21 protein-coding genes and 1 tRNA gene are annotated in these 24,439 nt (G+C 58.3%); 4 read left to right on the top strand and 18 right to left on the bottom strand.

The annotated features are described in order from the left end of the window. Positions 1-289 precede the first annotated feature (289 nt). Positions 290-1,798: an IS21 family transposase gene (istA, locus tag HDE78_RS19280; protein WP_179482549.1), complete on the top strand. Its 1,509-nt coding sequence runs from the start codon at positions 290-292 to the stop codon at positions 1,796-1,798. Next, on the top strand, positions 1,792-2,523 hold the full coding sequence (locus HDE78_RS19275; RefSeq protein ID WP_179482547.1) for an ATP-binding protein: 732 nt from the start codon (positions 1,792-1,794) through the stop codon (positions 2,521-2,523). Before istA ends, HDE78_RS19275 begins: the two co-directional genes overlap by 7 nt. Before the next feature lie 570 nt (positions 2,524-3,093). Here the strand turns inward: HDE78_RS19275 and HDE78_RS19270 are convergent. The 9 genes from HDE78_RS19270 to rplM all read right to left on the bottom strand — a co-directional run bounded on the left by HDE78_RS19270 (position 3,094) and on the right by rplM (position 12,954). Continuing rightward, positions 3,094-5,094, bottom strand: a complete 2,001-nt coding sequence (locus tag HDE78_RS19270; RefSeq protein WP_179482545.1) for an ATP-binding protein — start codon at positions 5,092-5,094, stop codon at positions 3,094-3,096. A gap of 145 nt (positions 5,095-5,239) precedes the next feature. After that, positions 5,240-6,919 (bottom strand): MobA/MobL family protein, encoded by a 1,680-nt coding sequence (locus tag HDE78_RS19265; protein ID WP_179482538.1) that lies wholly within the window; start codon positions 6,917-6,919, stop codon positions 5,240-5,242. A gap of 192 nt (positions 6,920-7,111) precedes the next feature. Beyond that, positions 7,112-8,029: a RelA/SpoT domain-containing protein gene (locus HDE78_RS19260; RefSeq protein WP_179482536.1), complete on the bottom strand. Its 918-nt coding sequence runs from the start codon at positions 8,027-8,029 to the stop codon at positions 7,112-7,114. Next, the gene (locus HDE78_RS19255; RefSeq protein ID WP_179482534.1) at positions 8,029-9,147 is read right to left on the bottom strand and encodes a nucleoid-associated protein; all 1,119 of its coding nucleotides are present in this window, start codon (positions 9,145-9,147) and stop codon (positions 8,029-8,031) included. Before HDE78_RS19255 ends, HDE78_RS19260 begins: the two co-directional genes overlap by 1 nt. A gap of 217 nt (positions 9,148-9,364) precedes the next feature. Further along, positions 9,365-9,925: a hypothetical protein gene (locus HDE78_RS19250; RefSeq protein ID WP_179482532.1), complete on the bottom strand. Its 561-nt coding sequence runs from the start codon at positions 9,923-9,925 to the stop codon at positions 9,365-9,367. A 471-nt stretch (positions 9,926-10,396) separates the two neighbouring features. Beyond that, positions 10,397-11,905 (bottom strand): site-specific integrase, encoded by a 1,509-nt coding sequence (locus HDE78_RS19245; RefSeq protein WP_179482530.1) that lies wholly within the window; start codon positions 11,903-11,905, stop codon positions 10,397-10,399. A 78-nt stretch (positions 11,906-11,983) separates the two neighbouring features. Then, positions 11,984-12,057, bottom strand: a tRNA-Gln gene (locus HDE78_RS19240). A gap of 66 nt (positions 12,058-12,123) precedes the next feature. Further along, positions 12,124-12,516, bottom strand: coding sequence for a 30S ribosomal protein S9 (gene rpsI, locus HDE78_RS19235; protein WP_179482528.1), 393 nt, complete (start codon positions 12,514-12,516; stop codon positions 12,124-12,126). Positions 12,517-12,525: 9 nt separating this feature from the next. Next, complete coding sequence (gene rplM, locus HDE78_RS19230; RefSeq protein WP_179482526.1) at positions 12,526-12,954, bottom strand: 50S ribosomal protein L13; 429 nt, start codon at positions 12,952-12,954, stop codon at positions 12,526-12,528. Between the two features lie 473 nt (positions 12,955-13,427). On the opposite strand from rplM, the gene coq7 reads away from it, so the two are divergent. Continuing rightward, complete coding sequence (coq7, locus tag HDE78_RS19225; protein ID WP_179482524.1) at positions 13,428-14,069, top strand: 2-polyprenyl-3-methyl-6-methoxy-1,4-benzoquinone monooxygenase; 642 nt, start codon at positions 13,428-13,430, stop codon at positions 14,067-14,069. A gap of 55 nt (positions 14,070-14,124) precedes the next feature. Here coq7 and speD read toward each other — a convergent pair whose 3' ends face one another. Beyond that, positions 14,125-14,910, bottom strand: a complete 786-nt coding sequence (speD, locus tag HDE78_RS19220; RefSeq protein ID WP_179482522.1) for an adenosylmethionine decarboxylase — start codon at positions 14,908-14,910, stop codon at positions 14,125-14,127. Between the two features lie 377 nt (positions 14,911-15,287). On the opposite strand from speD, the gene crp reads away from it, so the two are divergent. Further along, complete coding sequence (gene crp, locus HDE78_RS19215) at positions 15,288-15,902, top strand: cAMP-activated global transcriptional regulator CRP (protein ID WP_255457917.1); 615 nt, start codon at positions 15,288-15,290, stop codon at positions 15,900-15,902. A gap of 7 nt (positions 15,903-15,909) precedes the next feature. On the opposite strand, the gene HDE78_RS19210 is transcribed toward crp, so the two are convergent. The 8 genes from HDE78_RS19210 to HDE78_RS19170 all read right to left on the bottom strand — a co-directional run bounded on the left by HDE78_RS19210 (position 15,910) and on the right by HDE78_RS19170 (position 24,291). After that, on the bottom strand, positions 15,910-16,437 hold the full coding sequence (locus tag HDE78_RS19210) for a GNAT family N-acetyltransferase (RefSeq protein ID WP_179482520.1): 528 nt from the start codon (positions 16,435-16,437) through the stop codon (positions 15,910-15,912). A gap of 5 nt (positions 16,438-16,442) precedes the next feature. Continuing rightward, complete coding sequence (locus HDE78_RS19205; RefSeq protein ID WP_179482643.1) at positions 16,443-17,123, bottom strand: haloacid dehalogenase-like hydrolase; 681 nt, start codon at positions 17,121-17,123, stop codon at positions 16,443-16,445. Between the two features lie 89 nt (positions 17,124-17,212). Beyond that, on the bottom strand, positions 17,213-18,007 hold the full coding sequence (gene trpC / locus HDE78_RS19200) for an indole-3-glycerol phosphate synthase TrpC (RefSeq protein WP_179482518.1): 795 nt from the start codon (positions 18,005-18,007) through the stop codon (positions 17,213-17,215). 118 nt (positions 18,008-18,125) lie between these two features. Further along, a complete protein-coding gene (gene trpD, locus HDE78_RS19195; RefSeq protein WP_179482516.1) occupies positions 18,126-19,202 on the bottom strand; it encodes an anthranilate phosphoribosyltransferase in 1,077 nt (358 codons plus the stop codon). Further along, positions 19,199-19,795, bottom strand: a complete 597-nt coding sequence (locus tag HDE78_RS19190; protein WP_179482514.1) for an aminodeoxychorismate/anthranilate synthase component II — start codon at positions 19,793-19,795, stop codon at positions 19,199-19,201. The genes trpD and HDE78_RS19190 overlap by 4 nt, the downstream gene beginning before the upstream one ends. A gap of 469 nt (positions 19,796-20,264) precedes the next feature. Continuing rightward, on the bottom strand, positions 20,265-21,404 hold the full coding sequence (locus HDE78_RS19185; protein ID WP_218862563.1) for a hypothetical protein: 1,140 nt from the start codon (positions 21,402-21,404) through the stop codon (positions 20,265-20,267). Next, positions 21,401-23,083, bottom strand: coding sequence for a hypothetical protein (locus HDE78_RS21160; protein ID WP_255457914.1), 1,683 nt, complete (start codon positions 23,081-23,083; stop codon positions 21,401-21,403). Before HDE78_RS21160 ends, HDE78_RS19185 begins: the two co-directional genes overlap by 4 nt. After that, positions 23,080-24,291, bottom strand: a complete 1,212-nt coding sequence (locus tag HDE78_RS19170) for an N-6 DNA methylase (protein ID WP_179482506.1) — start codon at positions 24,289-24,291, stop codon at positions 23,080-23,082. The genes HDE78_RS21160 and HDE78_RS19170 overlap by 4 nt, the downstream gene beginning before the upstream one ends. Between the last annotated feature and the right edge of the window lie 148 nt (positions 24,292-24,439).

Genomic DNA, 24,439 nt, shown 5'->3' with positions numbered 1-24,439 from the left:
AGCACAAACGCATCCATCAACGTGATTTTCAAGGCCGCTTTCGAGCGGCCTTTTTCACGGCAGCAGGCCGCGAGTTTGTCCAAAAAATGGATCAAACCTCTCACAAACTGACGAGGGCACAAGTATCGCAAAAGTGATATGCGTCACAGTTTTGACGGCGTGTTTTTACGCCTGATGCTCAGCAAACCTCGGCGGGTTCTCGATTCGTTTCTCTGAATTTGTTTCGGCTTGACAGGGTTCCAAACTCCACTACAAAACGGCCCCCTTTCCAGAGCAACCGTGGCCGCCGATGAAACAGTTTGATGCCGTCCGTCTGATCCTCACCACCACCCTTACTGATCGCGACATTGGCCTAGCGGCAGGCATGTCCAAAACAACTGTGGGCCGCTATCGGCGCATTGCCATGATCAAGAAATTGTCTTGGGAAAAGGTCGGTGCGCTGGATCCCGATGCCGTCCATCGTCTTTTCAATCGGCCGGCCCAGGGTGGCAAGCCCAAACGCTCGCCCGACCTGTCGGTGCTCCACGAGCAGCTGCAAAACAAGGGCATGACGTTGCAACTGCTCTGGGAGGACTACCGGCGCGAGGACCCGCACAACACGCTCTCGTATTCTCATCTGGCTGCCAAGCTTCAACGCCATCGGGAAACCCTGCCGACGGTGATGCGTCAGCATCACACACCCGGCGAGCGCGTGTTTGTGGACTACTCGGGATTGCGACCGCATTACATTGACCCGGCTACCCAACAGAAGGTGCCGGTGGAATTGTTCGTGGCCGTGCTGGGTGCCAGTTCGTTGATGTTCGCCACCTGCACCCCTTCGCAAAAAGTGCCGGACTTCATCCGTGCCCATGTGGCCATGCTCGACTACTTCGGCGGCGTGCCCGAAGTCATCGTGCCCGACAACCTCAAATCAGCCGTCACCCTCGCCAGCCGAATCCCGACCATCCAGCGGACCTATGCTGATCTCGCCCGACACTATGGCGTGGCGATCCTTCCCGCTCGCCCTTACAAACCACGAGACAAAGGGTCGGTCGAAGCCGGTGTGAAATACGCCCAACAACGCATCCTCGCCCGCTTGCGCCATCGACACTTCTACTCGATTGACGAACTCAACGCCGCCATCTCAACACTTTTGGAAGAGGCGAACGATCGGCCGATGGTCAAAGACGGATTGAGCCGTAGGGCACGGTTTGAAGCGCTGGAACGGTCGGCGCTCAAACCATTGCCGCCAGTCCCTTACGTTTACGCTGAGTGGGTGGCCATCCCCAAAGTGCCCAAGGATTATCACGTCGCTGTGGAAGGTCATTTCTACTCTGTGCCCCATGACCTCATCGGCCAGCGCCTGGACGCACGGATTACAGACACGACCGTGGAGATTTTGCGCGACCGCAAACGCGTGGCGTATCACGCTCGCAGTGCGGTGCTTGGTGGTCACACCACCACGTCAGCTCATCAGCCGGAGGCCCACCGCGCCCAAGCCCAACGATCACCCGAAGGCATGTTGGCCTGGGCAAAAAGTGCCGGACCCCAGCTGCTGCGTTTCGTCAAACACCAGCTCGATCGTCCTCAACCTTTTCTCGGCATGCCTGCCTGTGACGCACTCCGAACACTGGCCCATGCGCACGGCACCGAAAAGCTCGATGAGGTGGCGGGCCGCGCGCTCGATCTGCACTCTCCGAAGATCACGACGCTCAAACGCTTGCTCGACAACGCCGTGGCCTCGGTCAAGAAGCCACCCGCACCTCGCAATTCCAACGCGCGCGGCGCGCGGTATCACGCGGAGGTGGTGCAATGCTGACCGAAACCGTGGAAGAGTTGCAGGCTTTGAGGCTCGGGCCGATGGCGGAGCGCTTGAAGCAATGGGTAGACGATCCCAACAACCGCGGGAAGTCCCACGCCGAATGCGTGCACGCCCTGGCGCTCGCCCAAGCCCAGGCGGCCGCCGCGAAACGGTCGCGCTGCTTTTCGGCACGGGCTGATCTTCCGCCCAACATTGCCGTAGCCGACGTGTGGGCGAGTGCTGCACGTGGACTACCCGCGCAGCTGTTGGGCAATCTGAAATCGTGCGACTGGATCCGGCTCGGCCACACCGTGGTCATCACCGGCGCCACGCGAACCGGGAAAACGTATCTGGCTGCCGCTCTGGCAAAAGAAGCGGCGCTGGCTCGCTTGACCGTCGCGTTTTGGCGCGTGCCCGAGTTGCTGACGGCGTGCGCGTTCGAGAAACAACAGGGCACGTTCACCGCTTTTCTCAAACGGTTGAGCCGGATCAAACTGCTGGTGCTGGATGACTTCGCTGCCGAGCGCGCAACAGCCGACGAGAGCCATTGGTTGCGTCAACTGCTCGACGGACGAGAACGCCATGGCCTGGCGGTGATGGTGGCCTCACCCAATGCGGTCGAAGATTGGGACGGATACTTTGAAGATGTCACCGCTGCCGAAGCCATCTTTGGCCGGCTGCTTGAACGATCCAAGCCGATCGTCTTGAAGCGCATGCCGACCCCAAAAGCTCCGCGCCGCTGATCGGCAGAGACGTCGCCCCATGGGTTGCCTGACTGGGCGGACATCACTTCATCAATTCTGACCCTGTTGGCCTCTGGGTCTGGTTCGTAATGGCCAAACTCGGCGCGTGAGCGCTGGTTGCGATGACGCCACGTTTTCCCGTGGAAAAACGGCTGTGACTGCCCTGGCCAGCTGACAATTATGGTGGCCAGGCTGTTCCAGACTGATGGCCAGCGTCCCCAGCGTTACCATCTATAAGACAAGGGTGACCCGGAATTTCCCCATCCTAGAAACCACTGTTTTTAAGCGGTTTGCTTAAAAGTGGCCAGCCTGTTCCAGACTTGGCGGCCAGATGAACCAGAATATCCACCTGGATAATCTGACACCTGTTGGCCGCCAGTCTGGAACAGCCTGGCCACCATAATGGTCAATTGGCCACTTGGCGCACGCTACTCAGCTTTTTTTCAGGCTGGCGAACGTTGCAAGTGACTGGACCTGCCGCCGACTTTGAAGCGAGCCTAATCCACTATGGTGAAGTTTTACTTCGAGCGAAGAAACTGGGCGCGCTTTTGTGGCATAGCCAGCAACTGGTCAAGCCTCTTCGGTGGATGCTTCCGACGTATCAGCAATGTCGGCATCGGCACCATCAAAGACCCCGTCGAGGTATTGCGCATGGCGTTCCTGCAAATATTTGAGCGCATCCCCTTTGTCGGCCTGAAACTCCAAATGTTCTTGAAAAAACTGCATGCGTGCTTTGTTTTCATCTAACACCTGAGCCCAGGTCTTCACGAAAATCGAGATGTTACCGTTGCGGTGGATCTGGCCTGTCATCTTGTCCGTGATGCGCTGTTCTGCAAAAGATCCGTAGCTGTCGCTGATCACCCAGAATATCCAGTTGACCCCAACGGCTTTGAACCTATCATCATTGGCGACAGAGAAGGCATATCGTTCGATTTGCCCAATCTCGTCAAAATCTATTGTCACGCTCGGTCGCTTCAACTCGACTACCAAATGTGTAACCTCGTTGGCCCGGTGCCGGCGCGTTAACTTGGACAACATAAGATCGACAATGCCCCGCGTCTTGGAAACATGTTTGACGGGCTCATCAATCACGATTTCATCGTCCAAAAATTTTCGATGTGCTCGCAACACCTCTGTCAGCGACCGATCATCCACAGATAGCGAAAACTCTTCCCCGAAAAGCCAACAGTTTTCAGCGATGATGCGATGAAGCTGAGTTCTCTCTTTCAGACGTTTCTTCGGCTCTTCGTCAAAAAGGATGGCTTCCAAACCAAGCAAAAATTTCAACCGGTCAGCCACTACCTTGGCCGAACTGATGATGGAGGATAAAGTCACGTTTTGAAGCAGTCCCGCAAGCTCATCCCGCTTGCGTTGCGGCAAATTGAGCACCTCGTTCAAGATGAGTTGAAGGTCGTCGGGGCTTCGCTCAATCGCCTGCCTGAGCATGCGCAACTGAAATTGTTTGTTTTTGGTGGGAGCCTCAGCGAACTCCGGTATGTTGCGCGCCACGTTCAGCGCAACGATGTCGAACACCTGCCTTTCGACTTGTTCAACCTGGCTGGAAGGCTCGCCCACATACGGATAAATCTTCTCCGCCTTCCACTCCTCCACGAAAGTGGTGGCTTGCTGAGCTGCCTTCTCACGAAAATGCGCCTTGATCACGCTTTGGGCTTCGTCCATGGCCGCAATGATCGGCTTTTGCATCTCAGCCAGATCAACCGTGCCAGCCTTTTGCGCTGCTGTCAGAAAGGAACTCGACAGATAGGCACTGAATTGATAATCCCCGACGTGAAACCGTCGCGTCGCTTGCAAGAGCGGAAACCGTTTGTCGTTGCACAAATACAACGCCCGTTGGTTGATACCATTCCACTCGACAATTTCAAGTCTGGCCGAGTGAATTTTTCCATCTGAGATGATGTCTGTGAGGTTGAAAGCCTTCCGTTCTTTGATCGCCTTGTTCGGATCAATCAGGTAACCGCCGACGCGTGCGCTTAGCCCCTGATAGTCAGAGAGGTAGAGTGCAAATATCTCGGTCAGCTCTTCCAGCCCTCGTCTGGTTTCCAATCCACGAAAACCCTTGACCATCTCACTGATGCTGAGCGTGACGCCGGTGGTTGCTCCGGCCTCGGCTCTTTCTTCATCGGAAATCTCGACGCTCTTGATGTTGTTGGAAGACATTTCGATGGTGTAAGACCAGAGGTGACCGTCGCGTTCGTAGACCACCTTCCAGTCTGCAAATACACCGAGCGCGAAAGCTTTGAAGCGTCCCCGCCCCTCCTGCCCATGAAGTGCACGGCCTTTGGGCGTCGTCCCTCCATTCTTTTTCCATGACCCTCCGAGCTTTCGAAAATACCCAGGAGCGTCAGCGAGGGGCATTCCAAGCCCGTCGTCCCGAACGACGATCCGGTTCAAGGTCCCCAGGTCATTTTCTTCGAAAGTGACAGAAACCTGTGTCGCGTCGGCATCGAAACTGTTCCAAATAAGTTCGGACAGAGCTTGCACAGGTTTGGCACGGGTGATCTTTTCAAGATAGTCCGACTGAACTTCAACCGGGTAATGCTGAACTGCCACGGGAGAACTCCTTCTCAATGCAGCGGGACGGTAGCGCCATTCCAAGCACGCCGTTGATGCCGATCCGGCAAAGATACTGTATTGAAACCACGGATCGGTCTCATCCTTCGAGATGGATCACTTGGCGATGCAGGTTTCATGATTACTAGGGCGATCCCATCAGCCGACGTGACGCCGGGCGCAACCGGGCGACTGCCTCGCCGATATCTGCCGCCTGGGGAATTGCTTCGGAACCCGTCGCCGCTTCTGGTAAGCAATCTTTCATCCACTCGCATTCATCCCCTTGGGCCACGGAAATCAACGGCTCAACCGCCGCTTGATTGACCACGGCAAGCGTTCCCAACGCCACCCGCAACCGGTCAGTCGCATTGGCCTGCTCCGCCTTCAACTCAGCCTCTTCCACAGTGAAAGCATCAAGGTGCACCTGATGCGAACGCAGTGTGGCTTTCAAAGTTTGAACCCGGCGCTGGCAGGCTTCGAACGCTCCAAGCAATGATTGCCATGTCTTCGCCCTTGCACCCTCACCACCGCCAAAAGCGCGTGCAGTGACAACCTGCCAACGATGGTTTGCTTCCCACCGTTCGAGCTTTTCTTTTGCAGCTATTCGCTGAGCGCGGCATGTATCCAGTTCGTAGTCGGTAGCCAGCTTGGCGGCCATGCGCCGATCTCGGCCTTCGGTGTTGTGCCGAAATCGATTTGCCAAGTCGATCAATGCGGCCAGCACGCGTTCGACAGCGGCCACGATTTTCAGGACACGGATGAATATCTGCCGTTCTTCAAGTGTGTTCGGCGCCGGAGCCGCGGCATGGAACCGCGCGACCAATGAACCTGCCGGCGCATTCAATGGCGGTTTTGCCAAAGGTGCCTGCACAAGCGGCGCAACCGCCGGGACGTCAGATTGGGGCAGAATCGACGGCGCAGACGAGGCCTCGACTGCCAAACGCGCCGCCCGCGCCGTGGGGTCGGTTCGCTCTCGAATAGCATCTTCGACGGCCTGCTTACGTTGCACGTCCAGCACCACGGCATGGGCCGCTTCGTAGGCCAAAGAAGGCACCATGATTTCGCCCCGTAGCGCATCGCCACGACGGGTGAAGAACCCTCGGCGCTCCATCGCTGTCACCGCAGCGCCAAGGGTCGGCTGCGGCTCAATCGGCACTTCCTGGCGCACATAGCTACGGTGGTCGTAATCCGCAGGCAGGTCGTTGGCGGCGGTAAACCGATTGGCCAACTCCGCCCACTTTTCGTTGAGCCGTTCGACGAAGGCACCCGAACTGTTCTTGTTCGAAAGCAGCACCAGCTTGGCTCCCAACCCCCAAGCTGACGTCCCGTCCTCCTGTTTCATCTCTTCCAATCGTCGGGTCGGGAAATACAGGTGCGCGTGATAGCCCTGCTTCTCCGGCGGTTTGAGCGCACCCAGAGCATCGAGCTCGCCATCCCGATGAAGGCCCAGAGAGACAGCCGTGGTCAACTGCTCAGCGATGTATCGTGCCATTTCTTCGGCCAGGTCGCCGGCCTGCTTGTCGGTCAGTCCGAAAGGGACCGGAATGCGATAGTCGCGGGCCACCTGAGCGTCTTTGCGCTTCTCGGCGGCCTCCGCTCGCGCCCAGAGCTCCGCCGGGTCCGTGGCCCAAGCTGGGGCGCCCTCGGGAGCCACCGTAAGCGCCAGGACGATCTCTTCGCCTAACTTCCTGCGGCGGTAGTCATGCCACTGGCCCGTGCGTCGGTCCAGAAGGCGCAGGCCTAGGCGGTAAGCCACTCCCGCGATCGCCGAGTGGCCGGCGCCGCGGTTATGGGTTTCGAGGTGGGGGCGAGCGTGCTGAGACATTTTCATCATCCTTGATGAGGTCACCTCTCCTGGCCGAGAAGCAACATGCGGTCATCCTGACCAAACAATTGACGGCTGCCGACCCAAGCTAAGCACCAGCCCGCCCCCACCACACCATCAAAGCAGAGATGGCGAAGATGTCAAGTTGACTTGACAAACCTGAGCCCAGTGCGATTTGTCGGGCGATCAGCCCTATTCGGCTATTCCCATATCGGAAAATATTTTCGTCAGCTCCGCTCTCGACCCTGGAAAGGGCCACTGGGAAATAGCGGCGCGTTCGAGGCGTTCTACCAGCCAATAACTTAGCAACGCCGCCGGGGGATAGGCGAACAACCCCTGATCGAGCCTGCCGCGCAATTTATCCAATACGAAACCGTTGTCCCGCACAAACGTTCTCAGTGCGTCGGCAGTGTGACCATCAATCTCGGTGGCGTAGGCGGAAAGCAACTCTTCTACCAAACTACGGCCATCTCCCCCATGCAAAGAGCGCGTCAGTTCTGACGCCACGCGCTGAACGGCCAACCCGGGGGCATCGGATTCTCGGACGGCCTCCATTGCTCTGCATAGCAATTCATCCGTGGTTTCCATGAGCGCCATGCTACGGGCCACCAATCTCTTGGCCTGCGACGGGACGGCTCGGGTCGTCTTGTACATCGCATCATGGGACAGCTCAGCGATGGCATGTTGCAGCAGGGTTCGGACCTGAACCTCACAGCAAATGCTATCTGCCCCAACAGGCAAAGAACGAACCTCGTAATGATGGGATTGGTAGCTAAAAGTATCCGGGTCCTTTTCAATCTCCTCGTCCGGGTCACGAGCCTGCACTGCTGACCAGCTCGAAGATTGTTCAATGGCATTTCGGATCGGCAACAGGTCTGTGGAAGTCAGCACAACAAAACGGACCCCGACCAGGTCGGTCATGTTCCGAACGGGATCCTCATAGGCCTTGCGGATCTGCTTGCCCCTCGCAGATTGAGGATCTTTCACACGCACAGAGGCGGGCACTTTCAGAAGGGCGCCATGAGCCTCGGTTATTCCATCACAGACCCTGAGGCCCCAAGCTTCAAGTTCGGCTCGGTTTGCTTCGATGTAGGCGCCAATCTCTTCCATCAGTCGGTTTCCGTGAAGCTGCCTTTGACCTTAAATGTCGCCTCGGTTGGCGTGCGCTCTACGACTTCAAACACGGCCGGATCGGCATCGGCAGGAATGGACACCTTCACGCCCGTGCTGAACGCTAAGTTGCGCGGCCGGCGAAGGCGTGCTTTCACGTATGCCACGTCTTTCGCAACCGCATTCTTGGGAAAACCTTTGGCCGCCATTTGATCGCAATAGCTCTTTTTCACGGCGATTTCTTCGATGTGAGCGTCCGCAAAATCACTCACACTCAGGATCGTTGATGAACTTCGCAAATCAACACGCAGCGCTTCACGCAATGACTGCTTAGCGTCGTCCGTAAGCGATGCGGTCTGTATGAAAGAGATGGTGTGCTCATAAAAATCCTGCGTCAGCTTTTTAGATGACTTTTGTATCCCCATCCCAAGAAACGCGTTGTAGAAATAGGCAGCGGCCGAACGGGTTTCGGTTGCAGTGATGAGGTGATCGAAAAGAAATGCCCGATAACCCGATGCCTTGTAAGCGCCAGCCAACTCCGGAGGGCCAGCCTGCAATTCCAAGAGAAGTCCCACCTTGAAAAGTCGCTGGGTTGGAGTGAGGGTGAGCGAGCTGAGGTATTGGATGGCAACGGCTTGGGACGGGTCACTAGCGCCAAAACCGTCATGCACCTCTGCCTTGATGACTGCGAGAAACCGCCGGGGCTGGGCGCCGGCTCGGCCGCGCAGAACAATCAACATGCCGGCCGAACCATTGGTGCTTGCCTGGGCTTGGGTCAGCTTCTGCGCCATCGCTCTCGACGCAGCAATGAATGATGCTTGATCACCGCATATGGCGTGGGCCGCGGATTGGAAAAAGTTGTCAGCCTCGATCTTCTCAATGGACATTTCAATGCCATGGGAGCGATGCCCAAGAGCTGACGTCAGCCGTTGTTGGATCGCATCTAAGCCCTCCTTGGGCAGCGCTTCAACGTGGTCGGACAGACTGGGGTCTTTGATGACCTTATCGGCATCCCGAACGTAGACGCGATGGATGATCAAATCGTCTATACAAAGGTTCTTTGGGTCGAAACCCGTATCTGCAACTGTTGCAGAGACTTGCTGCGCTGTTACGGCCATGCTTCCTTTCCCCTGTGCTCATGGGCCACCCCGGAGGACAACCCTTCCAAATCGGAACCTGCGGCTAACCGCTGGCCCGAGTGTAAGGAAGTCCGCCGGCATTGTCAGAAATGCCACTGACAAAGCCATGGATCTGGGATTGCCTGACGCCTTAGCGTTGGGTCGGCTCTAAGCGTCGTGTTGGGACAACACTAAGACGCGCTCTGCGCACTATTATTTAATTCCCGAGGCCCTTCTTGGGCGGAGCTGGCGCTGACGAGGAATTTGCTGGCGCTGACGAGGAATTTTCGGACCCAGTTTCAGGAGCAATGGTGTTCACAAACGCCCTCGCCATTGCGTCGGCAGTTCTTGACAGCTCACTGGCCGGTCGAACTCTAGAAAAAATTCCAACGAAGAACAGAATTGCGAATCCGATGCCTACCAATGCCAATGTCGCGCACATATGAACGGCTACTTTGGTCGCAAATCCTTCTTTTTCGCAACGATTCAGTTTTATCCAGTCGGTGTATTGGTCGGTCTGGTCTTCAATACGCTGCTGGAGCACCGGTCCGGTGACCGAGTGATTGAGGATGTTATGGGCATCCTGTTCAGCCTTGGCGCGGCGCGCTGGATCGTAAATAATTTTGCTTTGATCGTAGAACGATTGCACCGTTTGCGAGAGAACTTGAGCGCCTATTCCCGCACGTATTGCCTCCCGCAATAGTTTATTAGTGATCTTCCCTACGGATGAGTTTTTATTCGAGCCGCTCTTTTTCCTTGACCACCATTGCAGTGGCATATTCCTAAAGCTTTGTATTGACTATCGGATGCGTAGCTACGGATTCACCGGAGTGGATCAGATGGTTACGCTCCTTTAGATATTCCCTAACAAGCTCCGCGACGGGGCCGGTGTTTGCTTGCTCGCGAGCTTCCGATGGAGTGATGCCGAACCATCCCTGCATCCATGCTGCAACAGGGCTCGAAATGGTTTCATTTTTTCTGGGGCGATGAACCATAAACTACTCCTCAACCTTCAATCCACATTTGCACGCAGCGACGTACAAACTTTCAGCTCAATCTCAACATGTGGGCCTTCCTCACACCTTAAAGGGGAATTTGGAACGTCGCAATGGGGATTGTGCGTGTGCCGATCAGTGCACGCCGCAACTCTGGCGCTACCAGCCGCCCCCAAGTTTTACGCACAACGCCTGCCAAATCTTTGAAAAATCAGTCAAATAGGGCAAATGTTAAGCAAAACCGTGAGAAGCTTTCATGCAATTTGCGTCTTTTTCCGCTTCGGTAGCGGATTGGGTCTCGTCGCCACCAACCGCAACAGCGGGCGTAGCCCTTCAAACGCCAGCCATTCGCCCCAAGGCAACCCGGGGAAGAATGCTGCCAGCTCTTTCCCCGTCCAGGGTCGCATGTAAGCCGTCGCGTGCGTGTCGGGCGGAGGGTCGCCGTTCTCGTGGCCCACGATGGCCCGGCGGCGTTCAGCAGAAAGCGAACACCCCTGCAAGGTTTGAATGACGGTCTTTCGGAGTGAGTGCACTCCGACGATGCCGTGCTCCCTCCGTGGTTTCACGCCTAAGCTGGCTAAGTAATAGGAGAAGCCTTTTGAGATGGAGTTGCCCCGACCGGCCGCGCTGTCGATGCGCATTGCAGGAAACAACCGCTCCGCTCCCGCGGCCCGCAAGGCTTCGACGCGCTCCCACAACCCGAGCGTCAAAAGGTCCGGATGGATCGGCACCAACCGCTCGCCGCCTTCCCCGGTTTTGATCCCCTGCCCATCGCTGTCCGCACAAATCTTCAAGCATTTGACGTCACCGAGCACGACGAAGTCGCGGAGAAAAATCTGTGCGATCTCGCCCACACGCGCGCCCGTGTAGAGACCAATGAGTGTGCCCCATCGGACGTGTTCCATTTTGGTTTTGGCGAGATTGGCTGGATCGAAAATCCGTTTGAGCACGGCGACGTCGAACGGCTCCCACTCGTGACCTTCTGAGCGACGCGCCGCCTTCTCCTTCTTTTTGACCACGATCAGCCCTTTCACCGGGTTGGTTGTGATGCGGTCTTTCTTCAAGAGGGCGTCGAACAATTGGGCCACATGCGAAACGGTGTTGGCTGCGTAAACGTTGCTCTTGCCCGACCGGATCAAGCCATCGCTCCACGTCGAAGCCATCGCCCGAGTGATCGCATCCACCCGCAGGTGACCGCCGATCGTTTGCGAAAAACTGGTCAGCGACCGGGACCGCTGGATCCATGTGTTGGGCTTTAAGGCTTTGCCTTCGACTTCCGCGTAATCGCGGATGGCCTCATCAAGCGTGGGCGCGCTGCTTCTGTGAGGCGCTAGACGCGCGAGGTTTCGTTCGATGATGCTGCCGTTGTCTTCCAGCATCGCGCGCAGAGCCAACATGCCGCCGGCGTTATCTTCGGGGCTTCCGTTGGTCTCGACGCTCCACCCACCGGGGCCTTGGACTTTCCACTTGCTCACCCCGCCCGGCGCGTTTGTCTGGATGTCCCCCATCAGACGGCGCACCACGTCATCGTCCCAACGCTGCTTCTCGGCCATCCTCTGATCTCCCTGAGCTACCGTGGAGAAGAGTTGAGCATATTTCGCGCCGAGCACATAGGCCCACGCCCGGGCCAGTGCCGGATCCCGTGTGGCCAGCGATCGCTTGATGATGGTTTGCCCCAGGGGCTCACGCAGTCGTTTGGGAACGACCAGACGGAAATACCAGATGCCCGTTTTTTCGCGCAGTAGATGATGTGCCAGACGCATACATGTACCGACCGAGATGTCCGGGCGCTTTCGTCAAGGCATAAAAAAAGCCCTTGAGGATCAAGGGCTTTTCAGGGCTGGCTGGGAGACTAGGATTCGAACCTAGATAGACAGCGTCAGAGGCTGTCGTCCTACCGTTAGACGATCTCCCAAAAACTGCTGGATCGATGCGCTCTGACTTTGGTGCATCGAACCGACAAACGCAATTCGGTAGGGAATTAGCGCTTGGAGAACTGGGTGGCGCGACGTGCTTTGTGCAGACCGACCTTTTTACGCTCGACTTCGCGAGCGTCGCGGGTCACAAAGCCAGCCTTGCGCAGTGGCGACTTCAGGGTTTCGTCGTACTCGATCAGAGCGCGAGCGATGCCCAGACGGATCGCGCCGGCCTGGCCGGTGATGCCGCCACCAGCGACCGTCACCAGGATGTCGAACTTGCTGGTGTTATCGGTCAGCTCAAGCGGCTGACGCACGATCATGCAGGAGGTCTCGCGACCGAAGAACTGCTCGAGCGACTTGCCGTTGACCACGATCTGGCCATTGCCCTTGCGAAGGAACACGCGGGCGGCGGAGGTTTTGCGGCGGCCGGTGCCGTAATTCTGCTGGATCGACATGATGATTCCTTAGAGTTCCAGCGCCTGCGGCTGCTGTGCGGTATGCGGATGCTCGGCACCGCCGTAGACCTTGAGCTTGCGATACATCTCGCGGCCCAGGGAATTTTTCGGCAGCATGCCCTTGACGGCGGTCTCAATCACACGCTCCGGGTAGGTAGCGAGCAGATCCTTGAGGCTGGTGGTCTTCAGGTTGCCGATGTAACCGGTAAAGCGGTGGTACTTCTTGTCGTCCAGCTTGCGGCCGGTGACGTGCACCTTCTGCGCATTGATCACGACGATATAATCGCCGGTATCGCAATGCGGGGTGTACTCCGGCTTGTGCTTGCCGCGCAGGCGATGTGCAATTTCGGTCGACAGGCGACCGAGCGTCTTGTCCGTGGCATCGACCACGAACCAGTCGCGCTTGACGTTGTCTGCATTGGCGCTAAACGTTTTCATTTCAGAATACCTGTTCTGCCGCCGTGAGGCGGTGCATATCATCGGTCGATCAGAGGCGCGAGATGATAGCGGAGCCGTCATCTACGGTGCAAGCCCGACGTTGGTCCGGCTGTGAGCTGGTAATCATAGCATGATGCACCCGCCGCTTGAAAAGTCCCCCCAGAGACGACAACCGTGTACGGCATGGCAAGCCCGGTCCGGCGGACGCAATGGCAACGGTTGTGTCCGGGATGGGCAGGTTACCGGCACCTGTCGGAGCTCTGCGTGACATGCTGCGCGGCGCGTTGGGAAACCGTTGATCCCCGGCCGCGAGCGGTCTGCGGCAAGCTGCCATGCTGTTGCTGCCACGGTTACTGTTGTCCAATGGCATTCCCATCGGGTCTTTCGCCGCTGGCAGCATTTGCTGCCATGCCGGGCAGGACCCGGCCAATGAACACCTCGTAAGCAATTTTCCAATGAAATCAGGAGCCGCCATGACTGTCCGTACCCTGACGCTGATCGACCGGCTGCTCGCTCAGTGCGAGCGCGCGCTGGAAGCGGTGGCCGGATCGCCCGCCGCGCAGCGCCCTTCACCCGGCAGCGCGGTGATGGAAGCGGATCTGGACGACGCCGAGCGCCGCCACGCCGCCGGCCTGATGCGGATCAACCACACCGGCGAAGTCTGCGCGCAGGCGCTGTACCTGGGTCAGGCCGCGCTGGCACGCCATGCCGATACGCGCGAGCACCTGCTGCATGCAGCCGACGAGGAAACCGATCACCTGGCCTGGTGCGCCGCCCGCCTGAAGGAGCTGGACAGCCGCCCGAGCCTGCTCAATCCGTTGTGGTACGCCGGCAGCTATGCGATCGGCGCCGCTGCGGCGCTGGCCGGCGACCCGTTGAGCCTGGGCTTTGTGGTGGAAACCGAGCGCCAGGTCGAGGCGCATCTGCAGGAACATCTGGAAAAACTGCCCGCGGCGGACGAACGCTCGCGCGCGGTGCTGACGCAGATGCAGGCGGACGAAGTGCGCCACGCGCAGGAGGCCCAGCAGCGCGGCGGTATCGACCTGCCCTTCCCGCTGCCTAAGCTGATGTCTCTCAGTTCGATGGTGATGAAGGCGGTCGCGTATCGCCTCTGACCCGCAGGCTTTGCGGGTGCGGCTATAAAAAAGCCGCCTTTCGGCGGGTTTTTCGTTACATCAGGTTGCGGCCGTGAAACAGCTCCTCGATCTCGCGCCGCAGCAGCGACTCGATGCGCTGGCGCTCCTTGAACGAGAGATCGTCGGCGTGCGAGTCGAACAGGTACGTGTCCAGATCGAAGTCCTTGATGTGCATCTTCGTGTGGAACATGTTTTCCTGATACACGTTGACGTCGAACATCTCGTACTTCTGGCGAATGTGCTTGGCCAGGTAGTCCTGCACCGAGTTGATCTTGTGGTCGATGAAGTGCTTCTTGCCCTTCACGTCACGGGTGAAGCCGCGCACGCGGTAGTCGCACACCACGATGTCCGACTCGAAGCTGTCGATCAGGTAGTTCAGTGCCTTCAGCGGCGAGATCACACCGCAGGTGGCCACGTCGATATCGGCGCGGAAGGTGGCGATGCCGTTGTGCGGATGCGTTTCCGGATAGGTATGGACAGTAATGTGGCTCTTGTCCATGTGCGCGACCACGGCACCGGTGATGGTGTCGCGACCGAGCTTCTCCAGCACCGGCTCCTCGGAAATCAGCATCGTCACCGACGCGCCCTGCGGGTCGTAGTCCTGGCGGGCGATGTTGAGGATGTTGGCGCCGATGATCTCGGCCACATCGGTGAGGATCTGGGTCAGCCGGTCGGCGTCGTACTGATCGTCGATGTACTCGATGTAGTTGCTGCGCTGCTCTTCGGACACCGCGTAGCAGATGTCGTAGATGTTGAAGCTCAACGCCTTGGTCAGGTTGTTGAAACCCTGCAGGCGAAGACGGGGAAGTGGTTTAACCAAGACGGCGCTCCATGGCGGTATGAGGCCAGCAGTAGAGGCGGGTTAGCGACAAGGGTCCCCGCTGAATGGTGTGACGCGCAGGCCGCAACCTTCCGCGATCATTGTGACCGGCGTGCGACAACGCAACATTGCCTTCGCCGAAAGACCGCGAAGTATGCGGTAAAACGCCGAAAAACTGAACCTTCGGCAAGTCGCTCAGGTTTGCCATAATGCAGGCCAACAGGGGACGGCAACGGCTACTGATTGGGCGGTAAGCCTTGGCTGCCGCCGGCATGAAACCATCGGCGGGAATGATAGTGGCGCAACTCAAATACCAGCTGCAGCAAGCTTTTGAAAGCTCCCAGGCGCCGCTCAGCCTTGCGCCCGATCCGGCCTCGATGGAGCGATTTCTTGCGCTTTGCCATCGCCGCCGCTATCCGGGCAAGACCGCGATCATCCGGCCGGGCGACCCGGCCAACACCCTTTATTACGTCATCGACGGCTCGCTCGTCGTATGCACCGAGGACGAACAGGGCCGCGAACTGATCCTGGCATACATCAGTCGTGGCCAGTTCATCGGCGAAATGGGCCTGTTTGTGGAGCAGGCGCAGCGCGAGTCGATAGTGCGCACGCGCACACCGTGCGAGATGGCCGAGATCAGCTACGAGCGCCTGTTTCAGCTGATGGAAACCTCGCTGCGCGAGGAATGCCCGAAAATCCTCTTCGCCATCGGCGCGCAGCTCACCACCCGAGTGCTGCGCACCTCGCGCCAAGTCAGCCGCATGGCCTTCATGGATGTGACCAACCGGATTTCGCGCACGCTGCTGGACCTATGCCAGGAGCCAGATTCCATGACCCACCCGGACGGCACGCAGATCCGCATTTCGCGTCAGGAAGTCAGCCGCATCGTCGGCTGTTCGCGCGAGATGGTCGGTCGGGTGCTGAAGCAGCTCGAAGAGCAGCGCATGATCGACGTGTCCGGCAAGACCATCGTGGTGCGCGGCACCCGCTGAGCTGCGTTCAGTCGTCGATAGCCGCCGGCTCCGGCGACTGATAAATCATGTACACGTCCGCGCGCCGGTAATGCGAATCGGCACGGGTGGACGGCTGCATCACGAAGCCGGCTTTTTCGTACATGCGCAAGGCGGTGGTCAACCGGCTGCTGGATTCGAGAAACAGCCGTCGGCCCTCGCGCCGATGGAACTCGGCAATCGCCGCATCGAGCAAGCGCCGCCCCGCGCCGTGTCCGCGAAAGCTCTCGTCCACGCCCATCTTGGTGAGTTCGTACACGCCGGGCGACTCATGCAGCAGCGCACAAGTGCCGATGATGCTGTCACCGAGCCGTGCGAAAAAGATCGCGCCGCCGGATTGCAGCACCTGCGTTTCCGGTTCGGTGAGCACCCGGCGATCGAGATCCTCGATGTGGAAATGCCGCTCCAGCCACTGCGCGTTGAGCCGATAGAAATGCTCCCGCAGCGCCGGCTCGAAAGGCACGATCTGCAGCGAAGCCGTCTCGCCCTGGCGTTCGTGGCTGTGCGAAGAAGACATGGCGCTCAGAACCACTCGACGCGTTTCACGCTGCGGCCCAGCGCCCTCTCGATTTTCTTGCACAGCTTGGGCGTGCCATTTACCAGCACCGCCTCAGCTGCGGGCTTGAGCATCGGAATGTCGTGCGATGAATCGCTATAGGCCACGCGCCAGGCCTGCAGGCCATGCGACGCCAACTCCTGCAGTTTGCGCTTGCCTACGTTGTGCGACTTCACCCGCATGCCCAGCCAGCTTGGCCGCAGCTGCGAGGCGAGCACTTCGATATCGGTCAGACCGAGCTCCTGCAGCATAGCGCTGACCAGGGTGTACTCGCAGCCGGTCACCACAACCACCCGGTCGCCCGCGGCCTGATGCCGGCGCAGCGCCAGCAGGCCATCGCGACAGAACAGCTTGGGCCGACGCACCAGCTGGGCGGCGAATGCTTTGGCCGCCGCGGCGTAGCGCGGCTCGCTGACGCCGAGCAGACCGATGTGCACTAGCGTGCGCACCGGCCAACGCCACGACACCATTAGGCCAAGAAGCAGCCACGGCACGGTAGGCAGCACCAGCAGCTTGCGCAGCAGCGAACGCTTGTAGCGATCGCGTATGAAAAGCCCGAACGAATCGGCGTGAATCAGCACCCCGTCAAAGTCGAACAGCACCACGCGTGACACCTTGGCGTCGATGATGGTGGGTTCGCCGGGCATCGCAGCGGTCGTCGCAGCTGGATCGAGCTCGATCGGTTGGGCAGCGAACGCCGCTTCATCCGGCATCGCTTCATGCGGTAATGGTTCGGTCACGGCGTACCGAACAATCGCCGCAGTTCGCTGCCCGGATTTTCGGCACGCATGAACGCCTCGCCAACCAGAAACGCCTGGATACCGCCTTCGCGCAGGCGCGCAACGTCTTCCGGCGTATGTATGCCGGATTCGGCGACCAGCACGCGGTCGTATTCGATCAGATCCTGCAGCGCCAGCGAGGTTTCCAGCGAGGTCTCGAAGCTGCGCAGGTTGCGGTTGTTGACGCCGATCAGCGGTACCGGCACGGCCATCGCGCGTTCGAGTTCCTCTTCATCGTGCACCTCACACAGCACGTCCAGATCCAGCTCGGCGGCCAGCAGCGACAGCTGCAGCAGCACGTCGTCGTCCAGCGCGGAAACGATCAGCAGCACGCAGTCCGCGCCGATCGCGCGGGCCTCGTACACCTGATACGGGTCGATGATGAAATCCTTGCGCAGCACCGGCAGCGCGCACGCGCCCAGCGCCTGCTGCAGAAACGCTTCGCTGCCCTGGAAAAAATCCGCATCGGTCAGCACCGAAAGGCAGGCAGCTCCGGCCTCCTCGTAGCTTCGCGCGATCGCCGCCGGATCGAACTCGGCGCGGATCACGCCCTTGCTGGGGCTGGCCTTTTTCACTTCAGCGATCACCGCTGGAAGGCCGGCGGCGATCTTTGCCTCGATCGCGGCGGCAAATCCGCGCGTGTCGGGCATGTCTTTGACGCGGGCGATCAGCTCGTCCATCGGCATTTTTGCTTTACGCTCGGCGACTTCTTCGGCCTTGCGCGCAAGAATGCGATTGAGAATGTCGGTCATGGCATGTCTCTGATTGGAACAACGTGGGTATGTGAATCGTGCAAGCGGCGCAGGCTGCAGTATCGCCGCTTCGGCTTGTGCAAGCACGCGGCCATGCTAGCGGCTACGCGAGCCCACTTTACGCGGATGCGGCAAGCCGGCGCGTGGCCTCGACGAACGCGTTCATTTTGTCATGCGCCGCGCCGCTGGCAATGGTCGCACGCGCCAGCTCGATGCCGTCGTCGATCGAGTCGACCACGCTGGCGGCGTACAGCGCCGCGCCGCTGTTCAGGCAGACGATGTCATGCGGCACGCCGCGACGGCCCTGCAAGGCCTCGAGCAGCATCGCTTTCGATTCCTCCACATTTTCCACCCGCAGATTGCGGCTGGAGGCCATAGCGAAGCCGAAGTCTTCGGGCTCGATTTCGTACTCGCGCACCACGCCGTCGCGCAATTCACCCACCAGGGTGGTCGCGCCCAGCGAAATTTCGTCCATGCCATCGCGGCCCCAGACCACCAGGGCGTTAAGCGCACCCAGCGCCTGCAGCACGCGCACCTGAATACCGACGAGATCGGGATGGAACACGCCCATCAGGATATTGGGCGCATCCGCCGGATTGGTCAGCGGGCCGAGAATATTGAACAGCGTGCGCACGCCCATCTCGCGCCGCACCGGCGCAACGACTTTCATCGCTGGATGATGATTCGGCGCGAACATGAAGCCGATCGCGGTTTCTTCCATGCACTGCGCGACCTGTTCCGGCATAAGGTCGATCGACGCGCCCAGCGACTCCAGCACGTCGGCACTGCCGGACCTTGACGACACGCTGCGCCCACCGTGCTTGGCCACGCGGGCGCCGGCCGCGGCGGCCACGAACATCGATGCCGTGGAGATGTTGAAACTCGACGCGCCGTCGCCGCCGGTGCCCACGATATCCAGCAGGTGACGCGTCTCACCGCCGATCGGCACCTTGGCCGACAGCTCGCGCATTACCCGCGCCGCGCCGGTGATCTCGCCGATGGTTTCCTTCTTGACGCGCAGGCCGGTCATGATCGCCGCCGTCATCAGCGGACTGACCTGGCCACCCATGATCTGGCGCATCAGCGAAATCATCTCGTCGTGGAAAATTTCGCGATGCTCGATCGTACGCTGCAGGGCCTCCTGCGGCGTGATCGTGATTTCCCGATGCGGCACCTCGCGATGCGCCGCGCTCATGCGGCGAGCTTCAGCGGCTGACCGAGAAAATTGCGCAGCAGGTCGTGGCCGTGCTGAGTCAGGATGGACTCGGGATGAAACTGCACGCCTTCCACCGGCATCGTCTTGTGACGCAGGCCCATGATCTCGTCGATCGAACCGTCCGGATGCTCGGTCCACGCGGTGACTTCGAGGCAATCGGGCAGCGAGTGCTGTTCCACCACAAGCGAGTGGTAGCGCGTCGCCTCGAACGGATCGGGCAAGCCGGCAAATACGCCCTGCCCGCGGTGGCGTACCGGCGACGTCTTGCCGTGCATGATCTGCTTGGCCCGAATCACCTTGCCGCCAAACGCCTGCCCGATCGCCTGATGACCGAGGCACACGCCGAAGACCGGGATCTCGCCCGACAGCTCGCGCAATACATCCAACGACACGCCCGCATCGTCCGGCGTACCCGGCCCCGGTGAAATCATGATGTGCGAAGGGGTCAGCGCGCGAATGCCGGCCACATCCAGCGCATCGTTGCGCACCACCTTCACCTGCTGCCCCAGCTCACCGAGATACTGCACGAGGTTGAAGGTAAAGCTGTCGTAGTTGTCGATCATCAGCAGCATTTTAGACGTATCCAGTTGATTGAAATAGATATTTACCTAAGAACGCCGGCTGAATACCCGCAAGAATACCCGCAAATTTTGTTGGTACGGGGGAGCAGATGGCCTAGAACCTGCTAGACGCAATATTTTTGCACGTATCCACACCTTTCGATCAAAGCGGTGTTTCTCGACCAACAGCGTCATGAAGTTCGTTGATCGCCATCGCCGGGGCGAGGCGCCGGTCCGCCAGAGCAGAGCCTAACGGGCATGTGCCGTGCTGCGACCCGTAAGAGGATCGAATCACTCGCCACACGCGAATCGATAGCTGCTAGGCCAGGGTGCGGGTCAGCCCATGCGATCAACGTGCAGATGTGTCAACTTGGATAGAGAGATACCATCGACCGCGACCAAGGAAAGGGCATGCCGTACACGACTGATGTCGCCCTCGCGTAAACACCTTGAAGCCGCCGTATCAAATGTCGATGCGAGGCTATGCGGCAGGCTCGTTATTTCCTGGATTAGGACCTCGAAGTGCGCTTCTCCGCACTTTTTCTGATGCACTGCTCGCTTTGCATTTTGCTTTGAACGCGTCATATGCGTCCGCACATGATGGTGAGGGCGCTGGATCTAAACTTGAGGCAAAAACCATATAGATTTTTCTGAATACCTCTTCATCTCGCGCAAATTCCCAGCTCCAGGCTTCGGACTGTTTGGCGCTCCGTTCAAGGACCTGCTCGTAGACGTTGTTGTTGATCGCCTTCACGAGGTTCACTAGCGTGTAACCGATCTTGTTTAGATCTTCGGTGGATATCTGGATGGGCTTCTCAAGCAGCGTTTTGTGCGCACGCAATCCGAGCTTGATCGCATTATTGGTGCCCAGTTTCCCAAAACGATGCACGATACAGTGCCTTAGCTGGCAAATCCTGTTGTACTCCTCCAGTACGTCGCTCAGGTTTTGCGCCTTAATACCGATAACGTGCGTCAACAGTTTCTCGACCGAGTCCTTGGAAATGAAAGTCATCTCCTCAAGAAAAGCCTCGGGGAGAAGATCCCGATGACTGTGCAGAGCCGCACCAAACGAAATCTTCTGGTCTGAGACATGATCGGCGGTAAATTCGTCAGCCAGGACCAACTGTCGGGTTAGACAGCGGAGACAACTTTCGACAGCAGAAATATAGCCAAGGAACACTAGATTGTTGAGCTGATAGTTGAGCTCCGTCGTCGACGGAACTACGCCTTGAGAGAGTGCTGCCTGAGGAACCTGCAATGCGCTAACTGTTGTCGGCGCCACTGACTCTCCGCCAATACCTGCCATCACCTCGTCCGGGCAATCAGCGAGCGCAGGCAGACTCTCTGCGTCCGTCTCCTCATTCTCGACAGCGAACAGGGATTCAACCGAATCCAGATCGGCGGCCGCATTCTCGTCTTGCGTCACTTGAGGCGCAACGCCCGAAAGTTCGACTCCACGACGAGAAACGAGGACGTTGAGTGTGCTGAAAACGGCCAGGAATTGGTCAACCGCCGAGCGCACATCAACGCTCACGCTTCCATCAATAAGGGACGGGGTGTTAAGCCGATTGATCGGAGTGGAGGTCGTGATTTGTAACGCTGCAGAAGGCACCCGACTCACGAGAAGTACTCGTCGACGTACTTCTGAGCTTTTTCAACGATTGTCGCGGCGCGCCTGTTGGCAATCAGGCCATGCGTACGCAGTTCGTTGGCGGGATCCTGTGCTGCGATGATGTCGCCAATTGTCTGAAACCGCTCCGCCAAAGCTTCCTTTTGGCGCGTTGTGATGGGAAGAACACTGATGGGAAGTGCCAGACAAGCTCGGTACGCCGACTGGTTGATGAGCTCTGCGCCGCAGTTGTGGCAGAACCGTTGAGACTCAGACAGTCTAGCCGTTCCGCAGCGCCCACACTCCGCCAAGTCAAGGTGCAACTTGACGTCCGGAATGAGCTTGGAAAAGCCGAGGCGGATTGGTTGACGCTTTTGCTCGCGCGCAAGAAAATTTACCTGCCCTCTAGCAGAAAAGCCTGCGGATGGCTGAAAGGCCCTTCGATGAATCAGAGGAGCAATATGTGGAATGAAGCGAAGATAGGTGCGATCTTCTCCGTGCTTTACGGATGTCATGGGATAGAGAAACCCCACTTCCACTAAAAATCGTAGCATGCGGCTTTGGAGGGTAGAGACCTCCTTCGTCGGAATACCAATGACTAGCTGCCTGGTGTCCGGATCCGCCCTGTTAGCATCGGCAACCTGGTCAGCCAGCTTCTGAAAAAACTGGTCGCCCGCCGCAATCACTGTGGCAAACTGAGGAACCTTTTGCGCAAGTGAGATGTACTCGGCTTGCATAAGATCGACCTGCTGCTCGATCACCGTGTTGACGCCCTGCTGTGGAGTAGACCAGTTGCCCTCGTTGTAGCTGCGAACTAGGCTCATGAGGACTCGCGGCACGCCAAACGCCGCATACTTGAAGAGATCCACCACGCCATCAGGGAATGCAGCGAGTTGCGATTTCCACGCACCCAGTAGTTGATCCATTGTTTCGCTGTAGGCTTTGTCTTCGATACTGAGCCAGGCGTTTATCGGCTGAACATCATGTCTGATGTGCAGGCGTGGGCCGTACTGAGAAGTGCCCGGATAGACGGATGCCTTGGGAGAAACAGTGGGTGACTTCAGATCTTGGAAGAGATTGAAGAATTCGACCAAGTATTCCGGTGTCATTGAAAGCGCCGCGTCATCCAGCAGGATGACTAGTCGCGACCGATTTGAGAACGCCAGGATGCAGTCGAACCACGTGTGAAGCGCGCCCACGGTGAGCGATTCATACATCTCGGCCGCACCCGCGCCGCGCCCTTCGACTTGAGAGACAAAATTCGCCAAGTCGGATTCAGACATTCCGAACGAGTGTTGGAGCTCGTCACGAATAGCCAAATCAGGGGTCTCAGTCTCTCTGAGGAAGTCGCAACCGGACAGTACAATCTTGGCAATTACCCAGCACTGGAAAACAACCAAGGCAGTGGTGGATGTCTTGAGAAGTGGCTCTAGCCTTACATACCGGGTGAAGCTGGAGTAGATTGCGGCGGGCTTCGACGCATCGCTTACGCACTCTTGGTAGACATAACGCATCTGGTGAGTCTTGCCGGTGCCGCGAGGTCCCACGAGCAATTTAGCGCCTTGGGCTGACAGTCGACGCCGAATCCCTAAGAAGAACTCATTATCCACGGTCCGCGCAAGCAGCGTTTCGTTATCTAATTCGTCCGCGCGCTCCAAAAAAGCGATTTCCCCCTGATTTGCAGCGATCATCGCTCAAGGATCTCCTTCAAAGGAAAGCGTTCTAAATCGCTTTTCGTGATGAATCGTGCGCACGCACCCCGGGAATTCGCGTCGAGCCAGTGCTGCCCTGCATCACTCGTCAGTGCCTTGTAAATCTGTGCAGCAGAGTACTGATTTGAACGAAGCGCAAACAGACAGTCGCTGATGACGGATTCACCCCGCTCCACTAGCGCTATCTTTTTGTAGAAATCTCTGCCGACCCTGGCGATGATCACATCGCCGGCCTTGGCGGTAAGGTGTTCACCGTGGCTCTTCGTACTAGTTTGGCCGAGACGGAGAGCCCGAAAGGAAGAGGAGGCAATATCCGTGGTGTGGAGGAAGTCTATGCCTGTCGCTTTGGCCACATTGGCTCCAATGCTTCCCCGTCCCACCTCAAGACTCCGCTTAGATATCGGCATCTCTTCGGCTAGATTGCGATAGCCGGCCTTATAGTGGGAATAGTCTAGCCGGAAGCTGGCTTCTTGTTGGGTGATCCGCAGCCCCTGTGAGGCAACACCTTCTGAGTTGATCCTCCTCAGCACGATGCGCGCGCGTGTTGAGTTGTCCTTGGTCAGGCAAAGAACGAAGGCCTTGACTTCAGTGCCTGCAAATGTGCCGGGCGGAAGCTCAATGACCTCTGAAATAGAGTGACGCTCTAGTAGCCAGTCCCGGACATGTCTGGACCGTTCGCCACTAATTATGCCGGACGGGACAATGATGCCAAGTTGCCCTTTCGACCTTAGCATCCACAGGTTCTGGGCGAGGAACAGAATGTCGGCACTAAATCCTGAGACCGTATGTTTAGGCAGCATGCCGGCCCTAGCAAGAATGCGCTCAAAACCGGGGCGCCAGGCGCAGGTAATGAACGGTGGATTGCACACAGCCACGTCCGCCGACTCCGGGGCCAAGCCAATTCGCATGGAGATATCCGGCTCAAGCGCGTCCTCGCAGTAATGCGAGCGAAAACGATCTAGATCGGCTCGCCGATGTTTGGGGTCGATATCGACCGAAACGCACTTCGCATTCGGCCACCGTGAACTCACCGCGTCAAGCAATGCGCCCCGCCCCACCCCGAACTCGATAGCAGTCTGTACTTCCTGATTTTTGAGGCGATCAACCAGCAGCGCACCGATAGATTGCTTCGTATAGTACTGGCCATGCATTTTGCGGCTGATACTTGCGGATGGAACGCTTGACATCGCGCCTTTACTCTTTTTTTTCTATGACAGATGTTAGCGCGTCTTCGGTGGCGCAGAACAGCGGACCCGGCTTTCGGTGGAACAAGAGGCGCATCTAGGGAACTGCTGTTGACCCAGGCCGGATGAAAACGAGTATGCACTGAGAACG

Origin of the sequence: Rhodanobacter sp. K2T2, from assembly GCF_013408815.1 — a bacterium.
Classification (GTDB): Bacteria; Pseudomonadota; Gammaproteobacteria; order Xanthomonadales; family Rhodanobacteraceae; genus Rhodanobacter.
The sequence above is the reverse complement of the archived record's forward strand: the minus strand, read 5'-3'. Positions and strand labels throughout refer to the sequence as shown.

What these genes read in the sequence shown, in the direction of transcription:
- istA (WP_179482549.1), top strand. Translation starts at nt 290, where the DNA reads ATGAAACAGTTTGATGCCGTCCGTCTGATCCTCACCACCACCCTTACT.
- HDE78_RS19275 (WP_179482547.1), top strand. Translation starts at nt 1,792, where the DNA reads ATGCTGACCGAAACCGTGGAAGAGTTGCAGGCTTTGAGGCTCGGGCCG.
- HDE78_RS19265 (WP_179482538.1), bottom strand. Translation starts at nt 6,919, where the DNA reads ATGTCTCAGCACGCTCGCCCCCACCTCGAAACCCATAACCGCGGCGCC.
- HDE78_RS19260 (WP_179482536.1), bottom strand. Translation starts at nt 8,029, where the DNA reads ATGGAAGAGATTGGCGCCTACATCGAAGCAAACCGAGCCGAACTTGAA.
- HDE78_RS19255 (WP_179482534.1), bottom strand. Translation starts at nt 9,147, where the DNA reads ATGGCCGTAACAGCGCAGCAAGTCTCTGCAACAGTTGCAGATACGGGT.
- HDE78_RS19250 (WP_179482532.1), bottom strand. Translation starts at nt 9,925, where the DNA reads ATGCCACTGCAATGGTGGTCAAGGAAAAAGAGCGGCTCGAATAAAAAC.
- HDE78_RS19245 (WP_179482530.1), bottom strand. Translation starts at nt 11,905, where the DNA reads ATGCGTCTGGCACATCATCTACTGCGCGAAAAAACGGGCATCTGGTAT.
- rpsI (WP_179482528.1), bottom strand. Translation starts at nt 12,516, where the DNA reads ATGTCGATCCAGCAGAATTACGGCACCGGCCGCCGCAAAACCTCCGCC.
- rplM (WP_179482526.1), bottom strand. Translation starts at nt 12,954, where the DNA reads ATGAAAACGTTTAGCGCCAATGCAGACAACGTCAAGCGCGACTGGTTC.
- coq7 (WP_179482524.1), top strand. Translation starts at nt 13,428, where the DNA reads ATGACTGTCCGTACCCTGACGCTGATCGACCGGCTGCTCGCTCAGTGC.
- crp (WP_255457917.1), top strand. Translation starts at nt 15,288, where the DNA reads ATGGAGCGATTTCTTGCGCTTTGCCATCGCCGCCGCTATCCGGGCAAG.
- HDE78_RS19210 (WP_179482520.1), bottom strand. Translation starts at nt 16,437, where the DNA reads ATGTCTTCTTCGCACAGCCACGAACGCCAGGGCGAGACGGCTTCGCTG.
- HDE78_RS19205 (WP_179482643.1), bottom strand. Translation starts at nt 17,123, where the DNA reads ATGCCCGGCGAACCCACCATCATCGACGCCAAGGTGTCACGCGTGGTG.
- trpC (WP_179482518.1), bottom strand. Translation starts at nt 18,007, where the DNA reads ATGACCGACATTCTCAATCGCATTCTTGCGCGCAAGGCCGAAGAAGTC.
- trpD (WP_179482516.1), bottom strand. Translation starts at nt 19,202, where the DNA reads ATGAGCGCGGCGCATCGCGAGGTGCCGCATCGGGAAATCACGATCACG.
- HDE78_RS19190 (WP_179482514.1), bottom strand. Translation starts at nt 19,795, where the DNA reads ATGCTGCTGATGATCGACAACTACGACAGCTTTACCTTCAACCTCGTG.
- HDE78_RS21160 (WP_255457914.1), bottom strand. Translation starts at nt 23,083, where the DNA reads ATGATCGCTGCAAATCAGGGGGAAATCGCTTTTTTGGAGCGCGCGGAC.
- HDE78_RS19170 (WP_179482506.1), bottom strand. Translation starts at nt 24,291, where the DNA reads ATGTCAAGCGTTCCATCCGCAAGTATCAGCCGCAAAATGCATGGCCAG.